This window comes from Bacillus sp. NP157 (assembly GCA_018889975.1).
Lineage (GTDB): Bacteria > Pseudomonadota > Gammaproteobacteria > Xanthomonadales > Rhodanobacteraceae > Luteibacter.
The window spans coordinates 4,564,305-4,579,198 of record CP076546.1; the positions used below are offsets into that span (position 1 = coordinate 4,564,305).

Consider the following 14,894-nt stretch of genomic DNA (forward strand, 5'->3'; position numbering starts at 1 on the left):
GGGCCGTATGAAGCGAGCCTGACGCATGACATCAGCGCCACGGGTGCCTTAGGTGAACCCGGGATCACTCCCCGTCAACGTGCTGTTCTTTTTGCCGGAAGAGCTGGTTCTTCAGACGACGGTTTCGCAACGTTTGCGTCCGGAAGTGGGCCAGCGCACCGAGGCGTAGATCTCAGATGGGCGCCGGCGGGGGCACGTGCCCATTGACGATTTGCGTAGCGCCCCGGGCCCACGTATCACCCTTCCGCGCAGCGGTCAGCAGTGATGACGTGCCCGATAGTTGCCACGTGAATGCAGGTAGATCCCGGGCAGCCACTGATCGATGCGTCGTCAGACATTGAGCGATGAACGCGGTGGCGCGCCCGGCCAAGCCGGGGTCACCGTCCAAGTCCACCTCACCGCGACCGCGCGCCCTGTATCGCAGGTATCGAGGCTCCCCCTCATGAAACGGCAGTCGAACCGGAGGGATGGGCGCGATGGGATGACTGCTTTCGGCGGGCAGGTAATGCGGCCCGAGGTCGAGGAGGTAGCTGGACGTCTCCAGCCAAAAGTGAGCAGCGTTCGCCGACTCGGTATTCCTGAAGCCCTGCCAGCTCGTGGTGTGCCAATCGGGGGATACTGTAAAGCAGGCCATGTCGCCAAAGACCATTTCCGCGCTAACACCCTGGACCCGGAGGAGTTCGCGCATGCCCAGCGCGGCGTACATGCATCGCTTCCAGTAACTATCGGAAAACATCTGCCGAAGGGTGTGGTCGACGATGGAAAAACTGCGGGTGATCGAATCAATCGAGGGCATGGACGCAATCAGTGATGGAGGCGTAAGGTGGGGGCGGCACGGGGCTACTTTAACCGTCGCAGCAGTTCACCCTTCTTCTTGAAGTTGACCGGGAACTTGGTCCGGTGTCCCTTTGCTTGCGTGTTCTCAAGGACGCCCGTTTCGATCAAGTCGCCCACGCCCGTCATATATTCGGAGAGAAAGAAGTCGCTGTGCTCGATCAGATCGGCCATCACGGCGGCGTCTACCTGCAACTCGCTTCCGACATTCGGAAAATGCGCCATCCAATCCCGCCTGACCTGGTCCAGCGATACCTGGCGCTCGGGCTCATGGGCGTCGGCCGAAAAGATGTCGGGCTGACCTTTCTTTTTCGCAAGGGCATCCAGACGGTACTGCAACTTGAGCCTGGCTTGGGTCCGCGTCACTTCCTCCGCTTCCTGATGAAATGTCGTTAGTCCTGTCGGATTGGCGGTGGTATAGACCAAGTAGAAGATCACCTTGTCCTTGTCGACGTACTCGACCGGCAGCATTGCTGTGCGAAGTCGCTGCTGGTGCGCACCGGCGCAGGCCTGGACGAGCTGGTCGCGGTAGCGGCGCATGAGCGCGCGCTTTCGGTTGCCGGTTTCCGCCAGCGCCGCGTCCCAATCACTGCCAAACACGGCCTCGAGGTTCGCCCTCTGCTCCGGATGGCCAGTGGCTAGGTTAAGGAAGTTCCACATGACGTTGATGAGGAGCTCCGTCTTCGGGCGACGAAGGAGCGGAGCTAGGCTGCTAGCCTCAATGATTCCTTTCCATCCGAAAGGGTCGACGAAAACGAAAGCAAATTCGTCAGGCTCCAGCCACTTCAGCACGTCGGCGATGCTGCTCTCGAACGACTTACGCCACACTTCGGGTCGGGCGATGCTCGCAGGCGCCGTCTGTACGTATCCCTCAAGGAATTCGGCACGCTCACTGTCGGTCTCCATGAAGACCGACCGAAACCGCACGGGCTTGTTCAGCCGTTTCTGCAGGTTATCCTGGCAGCTGACCATCGTGCGGATGGCGATCCCGGGCGAAGTATCAGAAAGATCAGCCGCCGTTGACTTCCACGGTCCAGCAAAGCCGTCGATGTACGCGATCTTCGGTGCCCATTGGCCCACGATCATCAGGAGCCGCTCTAGGTAGGCCTCGAGGATGGTGTGTTTGACCAGTGAGTGTTCACGCTCGGGATATTGCTGGAGGGCCTCTTGGGCCGGACGTGGCTTCATGCTGCATCCTTGTCGAAAGGGGGCGGTCCTTGTTCCTGCTTTTGCGTTACGACGCGGCGGCCGCCACCGCGTCGGGCATTCCATTCCATTGTCGACCGTCGAGTTCCCGCCCGTTGGCCTTTTTCGAGCGGCGCTTACCATCGGCCCCCCAACCGCCCCACTGCTTGAAGAAGAAGGTCGCGCCCTGCGACTCGCACTGCCGGCGAATCGTGCGCGCCCATTCCGGACTCATCGGCCGGGCTTTCGGACCAGATTCTCCGCCGACGATGACCCAGTGAATACCGCTGAGATCCAGGGTACCGAGATCCTCCAGCAGCGGCTCGCAGGAAAGAAAGCGGATCTTCGCCGGGATGTTTCGCAATGCGTCGATGCGCGGCACGCCGTGGCGGCGGTTCTCCACCGAGACTCCCAGCCAGACGTTCGATGGCACAGGTCGGCGAGCGAAGTACTTGGCCAAGCGCTCGTGCCGCTTGGTCAGGATCTGGTAGCGGTGCTGCGGAGTGCTCGCGATGACAGCCATGACCTGATCCAAGAAGCTATCCGGGATCCGTTCGTGGAATAGGTCGCTCATCGAGTTGACGAAATAGATCGTGGCCTTCTTACGACGGGTCGGTTCATCAAGCCGATCGGGCAGCAGATTCAGGCGAAAGCCATTGCGGTACGCATCCAGGCCCATGGCCTGCAGGCGGCGGGCGAGCGTCTCGGCATAGCAGTGCTTACAGCCGGGCGATACCTTGGTGCATCCGATGGTCGGGTTCCAAGTCTGCTCGGTCCATTCGATCCGTGAGCTCGTGGTCATATCAGCCCCTCCCTCCCACCTATCATAACTATCCAAGCGGATGGCCGCCTAGACCGTCTTCCGGGTAACCGTGTTGCAGCATCGGTTGATCAACGTTGCCGGTGAGGCCCAGACAATGACCGCGGCCTCATGATTGCCTTCACGTTAATGAGTCGCAAGGCTGCTCGACTGAGAATCGCGAACCCGGCACCACAGGCTTCAAAGGGGTAGCAAGGTCCATCAAACGCCCTCATCCCCCGCATGATCCCCTCACACCAAGGGGAAGCCAGATGTGCCACCAGTCCACCGCGCAGTTTGGTTCACCGAAAGCCACTCATCGGAAGAACTCTCTTCGGGTGATGTCGCTGCCGCTGAAGGCATCTCCTCGTTCCTTCTGGCTCACTTTTTTCGTGCTGCCACCGGCTGTTCGGTCGCCCTCCATATCAGTGTTCGCAGTCTAAGCCATGCGGCCGCCGAGCTTGCCGCCGGCGCAGCTGACATCCTTCCGCTAGCCATTGCTTCGGCTACAGCTCGAGCTAGGCATTTCCCGTGCGTTCCGCGATGCCTTTGGCCTCCGGCCGGAGGAGGTGCGCAAGTATGGTCATCGCGATGGCCTGACCCTGATTGCCCTTATGCGCGTCATGGAATAGCCGGTAGCCCACTCGCCTGTGTTGCGTACGGAAGTCATCGGCCCGCTGCTTCTGACCGGCTTCGAGCGATCGTACATGTCCAGCGAAACGGCAGGCATCCCGTCTCAGCGCCTGCGCACCGAGCAATCCCTGGACCGCCCCGTTGCACCTACGGCTTGTGCCGCGCGACGGATGGGGAAGGGCGGCTGGATTATCTCGCCGGCTACGAAGTGGATAGCTTCGGCCTGGCCCCCGACGGCTACCGGCGGCTGCGCTTGCCTCGCCAGCGTTATGTCATGGCTCGCCATAAAGGGCGCATCGTCTCGGCGGTGGTGACTGTGTCGTACGATGCAAGCGGCTACGGCCAGTCGGGCAACGCCGACGCGTGCAGGGACTGACGTCGTACAGTTTGCCCGCAGCAGCCATCGAGATCCGCGTCTTAGTCTCCACACAAGGACCCCGTGTGATGTCAGCCAAAGCCTCTCCACTCAAAGCCCTGGCCCACGCTACGGTGGCCGCCGTGCTCCTCACGGCTTCCATGGGCCACGCCCGGGAAACCCCGCCACCGTGGCTTCGCAAAGACATCGTGCCCTCGCTCATGATGGAAGCCGTGGACCAGGTCTCTGGCGACAGCATGCTCAATGCCACGCCGGCCACCTACGATGTCGCGACCCAGAGCTGGTCGGTCACGTTCATGCCCGTAAACGGCACACCCTTCATCGGGACGCTCGACGAAACGACAGGCAAGGTCTGTGCGCACCGCCCCAACCAGACCGAGTGCCTGGGTACGGGAAGCGCGAAGATCAGCCTCGACCTGGCAAAGGCATCCTACGCCCGGCAGGAAGAGGGCAGACGCAACCCCGCGCCCGACATGTCAAACCTGTGGCTGACCGTCATCCGCTACGCGCAGCCACCCGAGCACTTGCCATCGGGCCCGCGAACCATCTACCTGGTACTCAAGGACACGAACGACGATCGCGTTGTTCCGGCCGCCTCGTTAATCGACAGCATCCACATCGACGGCGTGGCCTTCGAAGCCGCCAGCAACGCTCCCGACACCCCCCATCTCTCGTGGCTGGTCATCGGTCAGCCGTTACCCAGGCCCGATGGCGACTACGACGTCACCTACGGCCAGATGAGCGGCATCGGCGGCCAAAGCTCGACACTGCGTATGACCCACACGACCGCCGCCTGGCGTGTCGTCTCACGGCAACAGGGCGACATGATGTGATTGCGTGGTCCTGTGCCGTTGGGATGACGCCGTCACTTAATAAGCGATCGGTCTTACGACTCGCTATTTGGCTAAGCGTTGTGTCGGCCAGCCACGCTACAGCAGCTTGCTACAGCGGTCATCCCGATATCCGCTCTGAGCGGCGCGACAGCGAGTTTGTGATCTTGGGGAACGTGACATCAAGCAAAGATGTCATGTCCAAAGATGAGCCCGAGTTTGTCGATCAGACGGTCTACACCGTTGCCGTACTCCATAGTTTCAAAGGCAAGCCAGCACGCAACATAAAGATCAAGTCGGTCAACACATCGACGCGTTTTCCCATGGATATTGGGCAGACCTATCTCTTGTTCGTGATGTCGGATACCGACGGCGGCTACTTTGTCGACTCATGTGGAAATTCGGGAGCGACTGCCAAGAAGAGCGACGCTGAGAAGGAGCTCGAGTCGGGCCAGTGAGCGATACGCCCCTCGGTCTGAAGGGCGCGTCCCGCGTCGCGTCGATGCCAGTCGTCCAGGCTGCGATTGCCGGATGGCGGTAACAAGGGAGGACCTACTCCTTCCATCGGCCCCGAGCGGCGGAGGGGCCCTTGCAGTATTAAATCTACATATGTTGAAATGACCCCATGAAGCGCACCCGCCAACCCTCAGCCCAAATGGACAAGCTCCTCGCCGTCCTGGTCGAGCAGCCCGGCCAGTGGTTCTACGGCTACCCCCTGATGAAGGCCGCAGGCCTCCAATCCGGAACGCTGTATCCGTTGCTGGTCCGCATGGAAGGGCAGGGTCTGGTCGAGTCCGAATGGCGCGAACCTGAGCAGCCTGGTCGTCCGCCCCGGCATGCCTATCGCCTTACCGCGGCAGGTGTGACCCTGGCCCGGGCCTCGGGCCAGCGCGATGCCGATCCGGATGGGGTCCTGTCCACATGACTCGCTGGCTTGCCGTGTTCCTGATGAAGCGTGCGGCGCGCTGGTCGCGCCATCCCTGGCTAGGCGAAGCCATGCTGGCCGAGTATCAGGAAGCCGACGCAGACGGCCATGGGCTGCGCTTCGCCGTGGGTTGCCTATGGGCGTCAGTGACGACAGCCATCGAAGGCCGCCAAGCCTTCCCGACCTGGCTCCGCATCGCAGTAGCGATCCTCTTTTTCGCGCCCTTCGCCCTCTTCGAACTGGGCTGCAGCTGGAGCGCCATCCGCTTCATTGCGACAGGCCATGAGCACTACTACGCCACGCTCATGCAGGGCAGTCAGGCCCAGCAAGCCATCGCCGAGGCCTATCGCCGTGCGACCCCTCTGCTGACCTTCCTGCTCATCGCCATTGCCGCCTGCCAGGCTGCGCTGGTCTGGCTCCTGGCAAGCGGTCGCATCGCAGCTGCACGCCAGCTCGTGCGATGCACCCTGCTATGCGGCCTGCTCGTCTCGGTGGTCGCCATGACCCTTGGCATGCACTCAACCGCCTACCTGATCTACCTGGGCATCCCCCTGGCGCAATGGGCCATGGTCCGCTGGATGGACAACCGCGCCGCCCGTTGAACGCGCTTCTTCCCAACGAACGATAAGGACGATCGATGTACGCAGGTATGGTGATACTGGCCCTGGCCGCAGCCACGGCAGCTACCGTTCCCTTCGATGGAAGCAGGCTCAGGGCAGGGGACACCTGCTACGACATCACGGTCAGGGGCAAGACCGTAGGCAGCACCCGGCAAAGCATCAAGGCCACCGAAACAAAGGGGCGCCCTACCTGGGACATCACCGTCCATCAGCTTCAGCCCAGCAGCGGCTTCGACATGACCGACCACTTCATCGTCGATCGCACCACCATGCGACCGCTGTCCCTGGAAAGCGATCGAGGCAAGGAGCGAAGCGAGAAAGGCTGGCACCGTATCCGCCTGGCCTACACGGACCAGGGCGTCACTGGCACCCGCGAAACCTCGACAGGCACCACCCCCATCAATGTCGCCTTCGACCATCCCGTATGGGACGGCAACCTATGGGGCCTGACCTTCGCCGCACTTCCCCTGAAAGAGGGCGCCACCTTCACCGTCCCCGTCTGGCAATACGACAAGGGAGCCGGTCAGTTCACGATCAAGGTCGAGGGCAAGGAAACCGTCCACACCCCGCAAGGCGACGTCAGCGCATGGAAGATCCTCGCCGGCGACTCACCCGACCAGCCGGTGCATTACAAGATTGCGGTGTCACCGCCGGCGGAGTTGGGGTATGAGGCGGGGCCGTTTGCGCAGGTGATGGGCGCTTGTGGGAAAGGCGCAGGCTAGCCACTCCGAAGGCTCGCCGCCTAAAGTTGCCGGCGGCGTGGCCGTTAAGCCACTTCAGGGAATCGCCAGCGGTAGGGAAGCGGTGCTGTTTTCAGACTGACACCACCTGTCGCATCGGCGATCCAGTATGCGGTCAACGCACTGGCGAACGAGGTGGCACAGGGATGAATGACCGAGAGCACGAGACGCTAGCCCTTCGGCTGGCTGAAATCCTGCTTCGGCTCAACCAGGGAGATTCCCTTGGTCGTCAAGAGCTTGCTGATCAGTTCGGCGTCAGTGAGCGCACGATATATCGCGACCTCAACCGTTTGGCGAACATCGTCGAGCGACGCCAGGACGGTCGTTACCAGATCGTTCCCACCTACCGCGGAAAGTTCAGCTCTTCTGACCTGGACTTCTTCGCCCGACTTGCCGGCGTAAGTGACCTCTTCCCGCCGGGAGAGCGGCGAAACCTCGCGTCCCTGCTCGATACCAGCAATCCCGCAATCTTCCTCGTAAAGGGCCAGCAATACGAAGCGGTCCCTCACGACGGCACCCTGTTCTATGGCCTCGCTGCCGCCATCCGCGGGCAGGTTCGCTGCCGCATCGCCTATGCCGGGCGGGAGCGTGTCGTCGATCCGTACCGCCTCGTCAACAACAAGGGCATCTGGTACCTCGCCGCTACCCAGGACAATGAGCTCCGGGCGTTCGCTCTAAGCCGCATCGATTCATTCCACGCTACCGACGAGGACTTCCCGTCGAGCGCAGCTATCCAGCGCTCGATCGACGAGGAGGACGATGTCTGGTTCAGCGGCACGCATTTCGAAGTGGTCCTCAAAGTCGCCAGCAGGGCCGCGTACTACTTCCAACGCCGCAAGCTGGTTCCCCGTCAGGAGATTACCGATGAGTCCGACGGTGAGCTGACGATTCGCGCCACGGTGAGCCATTCGAGCCAGGTTCTTCCGATCGTCCGTTACTGGATTCCACATGTGCGACTCGTTGAACCCGCGTGGCTTCGCGACGAACTGATCGCCGAGCTCACCGGATACGCGAGCTGCTGACCCGCTTTTTCACAAGTCAAATCGAAAGAAGGATTGGAAACCATGTTCAAGATCATCGGCGCCACGGTTGTTTACGGGTTTGCAAGGGCCTCGTGCGCCTTCTCCAGGTGACCTCCATCAATACGGCTGCGGAGTAACCCATGTTTCGCGAACCGCATAAGTCGAGCGCAGAAGCTACCGCTGCCAAGGCAGCCCAGTATTGCCAGTTCTGGCCCCGAGCGGCCGCCGAGCAGATGTTGAAGCTCGTTGAAGAGTGCAAGCTGTCGGACGCACTCCTTGCCGATGTAACGGCCACGAATCAGGGGCTCGGCGTCAAGGCGGGCTTCGCTGCGGAAGTGCTGCACAAGGAGACGTTCAACCTTGACGCCATCCTGAAGGATGATTCTGTTCGCGCGTTCACGGACAAGTGCAACGAAACGCCGCTCAGGTCGAATCACCCGACACACGATATCGTGCTCGTGGACGGGGGTGAGACTGTCGGAAGCGCACAACTGAAGTACTACAAGGATGCCGACACGACTGCCAAGCAGTTCCGCGAGCTTGGCACGGATGGATCGCCGTATTACAAGGACACGGAGTCCATGGTCGGTCCGTCGGACCAGCTGCAAGGCATCAAGGACGCGGCACGGAAAACGGAGCTGAAGGAGCAGGCGAACCGTTCGCCGGTAGCGGATGCAGCAAAGGACGTTCAGGCCAAGGCAACTGATCGCCTCAGCCACGACGGCGTCGAGTCGAAGCCGCTTACGAAGAATGAAGCCGAGCAGCTTGCAAAGGGCGACGACGCGGCACGGCAGAAGCACGAGGACATCCAGGGCGTCTACAAGACAACGTCGACTGTCCAGCAAAGTCTACGGGCGGCAAAGTCGGCGGCGATCGTAACGACGGTGGTCGCGGGTACGATCAACGTCATCAAGGCGCTCGACGACGTGCGTAGCGGTCGACTCGAGCCAAAGGAAGCAGTCGCACAGGTCTTGAAAGAGACGGGAATCGCTGCGGCGGATGCCGCGCTTAAGGCAGGTGCGGGAACGGCAGTGGTCAGCCTGACTGCCAAGGCGCTTCCGAACGTATTCAGCGGCTCCGCGCTCCAGACTGGCCTGGCGACGGGCGGAATTGCCGGCGCGACGATTTGTGCCGTCGACCTTGCCGAATGCCTCGTGCTTGTCGCCATGGGGAAGATGACGCCTGCACAGCTTGAAACGCGTACGGGGAAGAACATCTTGCAGACGACCGCAGGCGTTTTCGGTTCTGCCGTAGGCGGCGCGGTGGGCGCGCCAGCGGGCCCGATCGGCGTCTTGGTCGGCAGCTTCGTGGGCGGCATGATCGCCTCTGTAGCTGCAACGGTTGCCATTGAAAATGGCATCGAAAAGCCATTCAACGAATCTCTTGCCAATGCGACGAACATGATCGACGCGCAGACTCTCATGTCTCGCAGTGTGGATTACCTGGTTGTAGGGCAGCGTGTCTACGGCCAGTTGGCTGTGGAACTTGCCGTGTCAGAAAAAGTATTCAGCGAGCGCATGGTCGCTATCCACGACGCTTCCGCGACCACTCGCAAGCGTATTGAAAATCTCTGAGGGACGTACGGACAATGTTAGCCAAGAATGAACTGAGCTCTGGCGAGGTTGAGCAGGTCGACGCCCTTATCGCGCGAGCGAAGGCGAACCATAATCTCGCCCAGCAGCTGGCCGTGGATGCGTTTAGCTTGCTCCGTCAATCCGAGCTGGGCCACGGAACGATCGCCGACGCGGGGTTTACTCGTCGCTTTTATTTTGCAGTGACTGGCAAGCAGCATGAACTTATGCGTGCGGGGCAGGGCAACCTTATCCAGATGCAGAGGATCGCCTTTGGTTACCTTGCTGCGTTGCAGGACCAAAATCTCCTGCAAGCCCATGCGGTTGCCGTGGTCCGTCGGGATCTTGACGACCTTGCGGTTGGTCTCGAAGAAGTTGTGGGGAATGTCTCTGCCCTGATTGAGGCATTCGATCGTCGTACGACCGACTTGCGCGAACAGCTTGCATGTCTGAATTGGCTTGCTCGCCTGGAATTGTTGGACCTGGCACATCAGGGTCCGTCCATGCGCGCCATCCACCTCGTCTTCGACTACGTCGTAGCCATGAAGAAGGCGGGTATCGGCTTTGATGCGATCGAGAGAAGGGACGATCTCGAAGTCGCATTCAAGCGGTCGGGCGTAGACCCGCATCGATCCGTCGGACTGGATGAGCTTTTCCTTGAGATTGAATCAGATACGTCGGTGAGCGCGCGTTCCGTGTCTTCGCTTGCCGGTACGTTGGGAGCGATCAACGGATCACTCGTATTTGAGCGTGTGCCTTCGTTGGCGGCGCATGCGTTCTATTCCTTCGAGTCTGTATATCCTCAGATTGAGGCAGTTCGCGATGTTGTGGACGGTGAGCTTGGCGATCGTGCGGTAGCTAGCGTAATCCGGCGGGCCATCCGTGGAGCGAGCGATAGGTACACGATCCTCGAGTTCGCCAGGGAGCTTTGCGCAGCGCTGTTTTTTGCGCTCGACGTGGCGGCGCCAATCCAGCTGAGCCTCCCGTCCGAACACTTGGCGCTGGAGCGGTCCGACCTCTCAGCTTCTCCTGAGCCAGTCCGCGCTCTTCCAGAGTCGTCCGTGGACGAAATCCTTGGCAATCTCGTCCCGATCACTCGCCACTCCTACCTCGCCTCGGTGCAGGACGTGGAGGGGCGTAGGAGGTACATCGAATCTCTCGCCATCGTGCTGGCCCCGCAAGAGGCTATCGATAAGGAACAGCGAAGCTATCTCGCATCTCTTGGGCGTGCGTTTGGTTGCCGGGACGTCTTGCGGGATACCGAGATCCGAATCGGAGCTTTGGATCAGGAGTATGTGGAAGAAGTTATCGAGCTGGTGCGTGAGCCGACTGCGTGCATGGCCTGGCTCACGGACGCGGCATTCCTCCTTACCCTGGCAGATGAGCGCCTTGCGTCGTCGCGGGCGAAGATCGTCGCGATCGGGAAGGCGTTGAATTTGCCGGCGTCATTCGTGGGAGAGCTAATTGATCAGGTTGGACGCCTTGCTGATGAGTCGTCCGTCGGCGAGTTGAACGACCTGATCAAGACCATGTCGGTGCACTCCATGGCGTGGAAGGTGATCGTTGATTTTCGGAAGGTTTCCTTCCGAGGTGCCTTTGAAAAAGAACTCGCCGGACTCGTCGAGTCCGATGGCGTCGAGCTCGGTAAGCTTCGTGACGAGCTTCGTGCGCTGAAGGGTGAAGTGGATGAATGTGGCGAATTGTCAGGAGAGGTTTCGGATATTTTCCGAAAGAACTTCAGCCGAAAATTCGTCGTCAGTAGCTTCGACTCCCTCAAGGCGAAGGTGCGCGCACACGCGCTCACGCTTGAATCAGGTATGGCGCCCGCCCAGGCTTCTCTGGTCGCCTTCGGTCTTGTTGATGCAGAGTTTCCGTCAAGTTCGGACCGGATCCCTGAGGGGTCCAAGGACGTCGAGGCACCTGCGTGGAAGGGCGCGATGACGAGCGCGGTGAAGCAACTCGAATGGTGTCTGGATGAGCTCGTATCTCAGCGGGCGTTGCTGTCCAGGCTTCTTGGCGAGGTGGAACGCGGTAACTGGTGATTAGACCCGATAAGCCAATCGGATCCATAGGTCATTAAGGCGGGGAAGAGGTCAGATCTTCCCCGCGATGCCGGGTTGCTCCGCCCGCGCCTTTGGTTCGTGGGCGGCTGCAGTCGGCGCCTCCGATCGGTACGCCCGATCGAAGCTGCTCTCGCTCAGTCTTGGCGTATCGATAGCACCAGCTTCCCTCGTGCCTTTCCTGCCACGCTGACTCCCAACGCCTCCCGCCACTCCCCAAGCCCAAACGTCCGCGCCACAGGCACGCAGAACTTCCCCTCCGCAGCCAGCTTTCCGTATGCGCCGAGCACATCCCAACGAAGCCGGAACCCACCTTCCGCCTCCACGTTCTCCGCACCTGTCCGTGCACCGGTCTTCGCCGCGCCTTCGAAGTCAGCAATCGTAATCACGCGCTTCGCATCCCCATCTGCAAGCTCGATCAGATCAGGCAACGCACTGCTAGAAGCAGACGCCAGGTTCGCCGGCGCCGAATCAATGACGGCATCCAGCGGCTGATCCATGAGCTCACGCACCCGACCGACCATGCCATCGCCGTGCCCGGTCACGACCGCACCGAACTCACGCAGCTTCTCCGCGAATGTATCGCCCGCCGTAGCGATCACACGAACCCCTTGCAGCAAAGCCATCTGCACCAGGGCAAACCCCACCATCGTGCCGGCGCCATGCACCAGCAACGACTGGCCTGCCTTCGCACCTGACCAGGTCAGGTACCGCGCCGCCGTCTCCACCACCATCGGCAAGGCCGCCGCATCCACATGCGACAGCCCGGAAGGAAGGCGCTCCCAGTGGTTAAGCACGGCCACGTCCGCCGCACCCGCGCTGGGATAGTGGCGAAACTCCGCCGGTCCATAGACCGCATCGCCCAGGGCCACCCCGGTCACGCCGTCGCCAACGGCAATCACCGTCCCCGACACATCCAGCCCCACGCCACGCGGTAGCCCACCCGCCTGCAACCCGCGGCAAAGCGCCCAGTCGGCCGGGTTCAAGCCACAGACATGGACCTCCACCGCCACATGGCCCGGACCCGGCACGGGCACCGCGGCCTCTTCCAGGATCAGGACATCGGCAGGCTCCCCATAGGCATGGAAGCGAAGCGCACGCATCGTCTGGGCGGTCATGGCATCTCCGGATTAGGCTAAAGTCAGTGACTGACACGATAGCCACAATGTCAGTCACTGACAATAGGACTCGACTCCCGTGCCGACACCCCGGACCAACGCCCGCCGCCAGATGCAGGAAGCCGCCCTGGCGCTCTTCCTCGAGAAAGGCTTCGAAGGCACCACCGCCGCCGAGATCGCCGCCCGTGCCAGCGTCACCGAACGCACCTTCTTCCGTTACTTCGCCGACAAACGCGACGTCCTGTTCGACGAAGAAGAACTGCACACCCGACTCGGCAGCGCCGTCACCGAAGCACCCAACAAGCTCGCACCCCTCAAGGTGGTCCTCTGGGCCTTCCAGGCCACCGTCCCACTGTTCGAAGCCAACCGCCCCCTGTCCGAGCCCAGCCAGGCACTGATCGCCCGCACACCCGCACTCCGGGAACGCCAGCTATCGAAAGCCGCAGCGGTAACGACGACCATCGCCGAAGCACTCCACACCCGCGGCGTCGAACACACGCTCGCAAGCCTCACTGCCGCCACCGGCATGGCTATCGCCAGTCATGCACTCGGGCAGTGGTTCAGTGATCCGACGGTGTCGTTGGTGGAGCGGTTCCGGGATGCATTCGGTGCGGTGGAGGCGATGTCGAAGGCGCCACGGTAAACGAGCCCGTGGTGCGCCCACTCGCTTGGGAAGTCAGGCTAGACTTTGCGCAACGGAGTGACCATGCCCGTCGGCACGGCGTTTTCATCATCGGAAGGAAGGATTCCATCGAATGCGACTGCGCATAGTGTTCTTCACGGGTTTGCTGGCATGCCTGTCGCTGACTTGCTGGGCCCAGGACCCCAACGAACCCACCGACGTGGACGAGCAAAGCCGGTACCTCGGCCTTCGCCACTCGCTCGACACGTGCATCGACCAGAGCCAAAGCGTCATGCCGACGCTGATCGCCTGCGTAGACACCGAGTTCGCCTACCAGGACAAGCGCCTGAATCGCATCTACGCGAGGCTGATGAAGTCACTGTCGCCTGACGCACGAACGGCGCTACGCGACGAAGAACGCGCTTGGATCAAGTTCAAACAGACGACGTGCGCAGTCCCGGATGTACCCGGGCAGGGGCAGATCCTCGACGCAGCCTCATGCTCGATGATGGAAACCGCCCGAAGGGCGAGGGCGCTCGAACACCGTTAGTCCTTTCACTATCTTCTTCGGAGTCAGCCATGACACGGATTTCCCGCCTGGTGATCGGCGCTCTCGCCATCGCGAGCATGCATGCCTTCACTACATCAGCAACCACGCCGCTACCCGTGCAGCCAGAAGTCATGGCCGCGGCACCGGCAGGAACGACGATCCTCTCGTTCTTCCCCAGCTCCGGCGGTCAGCCAGCCGACACCGCAGTGGCCATCTTCGAGACCGATCCCGACAAGGACGACGTACGTTATCGAACGCTGGTGGTCTTCGGCGCAAAAGACGGCAAATACGTCCCGGAATTCTCGAACGACAGGATCATCGGTTGCTCGAAGTGCACGCAGTTCCACGACGATCCCTACTGGTCCGACAACGTGAAGGTCACGCCAGGCCACATCGTGATCGAACAAGGCGATAGCGGGGAAAAGTCGAGCACGACGTCGATCAGTCTCATTCGCCGTGGTGGGGTCTGGAAGATCGAGCGCGCCGTTCGTGACACCGTAGAGGGCGGCGATGGTGAGTCCCATCCCGAGAAGCTGTCGCTGCCGGCGTCGGGCCTGGCAAAAGACCTTGACGCAAAGTGGAACATCCCGGTCTTCTACAACGCGATCATCGTCAACAACGTGACAGGAAAATTCACCTTCCAACACAAGGCGCGCACACCCGACGCGGTGTGGGACGGCGTGAAGGGCCGGTGCAACAAGCAGGACTGCTCGGTACTCGTCCAACAGCAAGACGGTTGCATCTCTCTTGTCCAGGATGCGGCCGCCCGATCGTTCGGAGCCGGCACGCCGGACCATCGAAACAAGGCCGCCGCATCCGACAAAGCCATGGCTGCCTGCAAGGCCGCCGGCGGCCAGAAGTGCGAAGTGATCCGCACGGATTGCACGAAAGGCATCTGATCGCTGGCGCCGTCGTAATCCATCCCGCCGTTTGCGCCCTCGTCCACCCACAGCAAGAACCATCAAATCCCCCCACCCCCAACCCCCGTATGATCTCCTCCCATCAAGGG

Annotated in this window: 16 protein-coding genes; 11 read left to right on the plus strand and 5 right to left on the minus strand. The window is 61.3% G+C overall.

Going from position 1 to position 14,894, the window contains the following annotated elements:
* Positions 1 to 172: 172 nt before the first annotated feature.
* From KPL74_20680 to KPL74_20690, 3 genes are read right to left on the minus strand one after another with little or no spacing between them, the layout of a single operon-like run.
* Positions 173 to 796 (minus strand): hypothetical protein, encoded by a 624-nt coding sequence (locus KPL74_20680; protein QWT20147.1) that lies wholly within the window; start codon positions 794 to 796, stop codon positions 173 to 175.
* Between the two features lie 44 nt (positions 797 to 840).
* Complete coding sequence (gene tcmP / locus KPL74_20685; GenBank protein QWT20148.1) at positions 841 to 2,022, minus strand: three-Cys-motif partner protein TcmP; 1,182 nt, start codon at positions 2,020 to 2,022, stop codon at positions 841 to 843.
* A 46-nt stretch (positions 2,023 to 2,068) separates the two neighbouring features.
* Positions 2,069 to 2,821: a phage Gp37/Gp68 family protein gene (locus KPL74_20690; GenBank protein QWT20149.1), complete on the minus strand. Its 753-nt coding sequence runs from the start codon at positions 2,819 to 2,821 to the stop codon at positions 2,069 to 2,071.
* Between the two features lie 1,074 nt (positions 2,822 to 3,895).
* On the opposite strand from KPL74_20690, the gene KPL74_20695 reads away from it, so the two are divergent.
* The 7 genes from KPL74_20695 (at position 3,896) to KPL74_20725 (ending at position 9,538) form a co-directional block, all read left to right on the plus strand.
* Positions 3,896 to 4,660, plus strand: a complete 765-nt coding sequence (locus KPL74_20695) for a hypothetical protein (GenBank protein ID QWT20150.1) — start codon at positions 3,896 to 3,898, stop codon at positions 4,658 to 4,660.
* Positions 4,661 to 4,740: 80 nt separating this feature from the next.
* Positions 4,741 to 5,115: a hypothetical protein gene (locus KPL74_20700; protein QWT20151.1), complete on the plus strand. Its 375-nt coding sequence runs from the start codon at positions 4,741 to 4,743 to the stop codon at positions 5,113 to 5,115.
* A gap of 167 nt (positions 5,116 to 5,282) precedes the next feature.
* Positions 5,283 to 5,582, plus strand: a complete 300-nt coding sequence (locus tag KPL74_20705; protein ID QWT20152.1) for a PadR family transcriptional regulator — start codon at positions 5,283 to 5,285, stop codon at positions 5,580 to 5,582.
* Positions 5,579 to 6,184 (plus strand): hypothetical protein, encoded by a 606-nt coding sequence (locus tag KPL74_20710; protein QWT20153.1) that lies wholly within the window; start codon positions 5,579 to 5,581, stop codon positions 6,182 to 6,184. The genes KPL74_20705 and KPL74_20710 overlap by 4 nt, the downstream gene beginning before the upstream one ends.
* Before the next feature lie 35 nt (positions 6,185 to 6,219).
* Entirely contained in the window at positions 6,220 to 6,924 is a 705-nt protein-coding gene (locus KPL74_20715) for a DUF3108 domain-containing protein (protein QWT20154.1), read from the plus strand.
* A gap of 164 nt (positions 6,925 to 7,088) precedes the next feature.
* Positions 7,089 to 7,964 (plus strand): WYL domain-containing protein, encoded by an 876-nt coding sequence (locus tag KPL74_20720; protein QWT20155.1) that lies wholly within the window; start codon positions 7,089 to 7,091, stop codon positions 7,962 to 7,964.
* 140 nt (positions 7,965 to 8,104) lie between these two features.
* Entirely contained in the window at positions 8,105 to 9,538 is a 1,434-nt protein-coding gene (locus KPL74_20725; GenBank protein ID QWT20156.1) for a hypothetical protein, read from the plus strand.
* Between the two features lie 17 nt (positions 9,539 to 9,555).
* On the opposite strand, the gene KPL74_20730 is transcribed toward KPL74_20725, so the two are convergent.
* Positions 9,556 to 10,026, minus strand: coding sequence for a hypothetical protein (locus KPL74_20730; protein QWT20157.1), 471 nt, complete (start codon positions 10,024 to 10,026; stop codon positions 9,556 to 9,558).
* Between the two features lie 12 nt (positions 10,027 to 10,038).
* Between KPL74_20730 and KPL74_20735 the strand changes: the two genes are divergently transcribed.
* On the plus strand, positions 10,039 to 11,577 hold the full coding sequence (locus KPL74_20735) for a hypothetical protein (protein ID QWT20158.1): 1,539 nt from the start codon (positions 10,039 to 10,041) through the stop codon (positions 11,575 to 11,577).
* A gap of 155 nt (positions 11,578 to 11,732) precedes the next feature.
* On the opposite strand, the gene KPL74_20740 is transcribed toward KPL74_20735, so the two are convergent.
* Complete coding sequence (locus tag KPL74_20740) at positions 11,733 to 12,713, minus strand: NADP-dependent oxidoreductase (protein ID QWT20159.1); 981 nt, start codon at positions 12,711 to 12,713, stop codon at positions 11,733 to 11,735.
* A 79-nt stretch (positions 12,714 to 12,792) separates the two neighbouring features.
* On the opposite strand from KPL74_20740, the gene KPL74_20745 reads away from it, so the two are divergent.
* The 3 genes from KPL74_20745 (at position 12,793) to KPL74_20755 (ending at position 14,784) form a co-directional block, all read left to right on the plus strand.
* A complete protein-coding gene (locus tag KPL74_20745; GenBank protein ID QWT20160.1) occupies positions 12,793 to 13,356 on the plus strand; it encodes a TetR family transcriptional regulator in 564 nt (187 codons plus the stop codon).
* Between the two features lie 112 nt (positions 13,357 to 13,468).
* A complete protein-coding gene (locus tag KPL74_20750; protein ID QWT20161.1) occupies positions 13,469 to 13,885 on the plus strand; it encodes a DUF1311 domain-containing protein in 417 nt (138 codons plus the stop codon).
* A gap of 29 nt (positions 13,886 to 13,914) precedes the next feature.
* Positions 13,915 to 14,784 carry a DUF4189 domain-containing protein gene (locus KPL74_20755; protein QWT20162.1) on the plus strand — a complete coding sequence of 290 codons (870 nt, stop codon included), beginning with the start codon at positions 13,915 to 13,917 and terminating at the stop codon, positions 14,782 to 14,784.
* Positions 14,785 to 14,894: the final 110 nt, after the last annotated feature.

What these genes read in the sequence shown, in the direction of transcription:
- KPL74_20680 (QWT20147.1), bottom strand. Translation starts at nt 796, where the DNA reads ATGCCCTCGATTGATTCGATCACCCGCAGTTTTTCCATCGTCGACCAC.
- tcmP (QWT20148.1), bottom strand. Translation starts at nt 2,022, where the DNA reads ATGAAGCCACGTCCGGCCCAAGAGGCCCTCCAGCAATATCCCGAGCGT.
- KPL74_20690 (QWT20149.1), bottom strand. Translation starts at nt 2,821, where the DNA reads ATGACCACGAGCTCACGGATCGAATGGACCGAGCAGACTTGGAACCCG.
- KPL74_20695 (QWT20150.1), top strand. Translation starts at nt 3,896, where the DNA reads ATGTCAGCCAAAGCCTCTCCACTCAAAGCCCTGGCCCACGCTACGGTG.
- KPL74_20705 (QWT20152.1), top strand. Translation starts at nt 5,283, where the DNA reads ATGAAGCGCACCCGCCAACCCTCAGCCCAAATGGACAAGCTCCTCGCC.
- KPL74_20710 (QWT20153.1), top strand. Translation starts at nt 5,579, where the DNA reads ATGACTCGCTGGCTTGCCGTGTTCCTGATGAAGCGTGCGGCGCGCTGG.
- KPL74_20715 (QWT20154.1), top strand. Translation starts at nt 6,220, where the DNA reads ATGTACGCAGGTATGGTGATACTGGCCCTGGCCGCAGCCACGGCAGCT.
- KPL74_20720 (QWT20155.1), top strand. Translation starts at nt 7,089, where the DNA reads ATGAATGACCGAGAGCACGAGACGCTAGCCCTTCGGCTGGCTGAAATC.
- KPL74_20725 (QWT20156.1), top strand. Translation starts at nt 8,105, where the DNA reads ATGTTTCGCGAACCGCATAAGTCGAGCGCAGAAGCTACCGCTGCCAAG.
- KPL74_20730 (QWT20157.1), bottom strand. Translation starts at nt 10,026, where the DNA reads ATGTGCCAGGTCCAACAATTCCAGGCGAGCAAGCCAATTCAGACATGC.
- KPL74_20735 (QWT20158.1), top strand. Translation starts at nt 10,039, where the DNA reads ATGCGCGCCATCCACCTCGTCTTCGACTACGTCGTAGCCATGAAGAAG.
- KPL74_20740 (QWT20159.1), bottom strand. Translation starts at nt 12,713, where the DNA reads ATGACCGCCCAGACGATGCGTGCGCTTCGCTTCCATGCCTATGGGGAG.
- KPL74_20750 (QWT20161.1), top strand. Translation starts at nt 13,469, where the DNA reads ATGCGACTGCGCATAGTGTTCTTCACGGGTTTGCTGGCATGCCTGTCG.
- KPL74_20755 (QWT20162.1), top strand. Translation starts at nt 13,915, where the DNA reads ATGACACGGATTTCCCGCCTGGTGATCGGCGCTCTCGCCATCGCGAGC.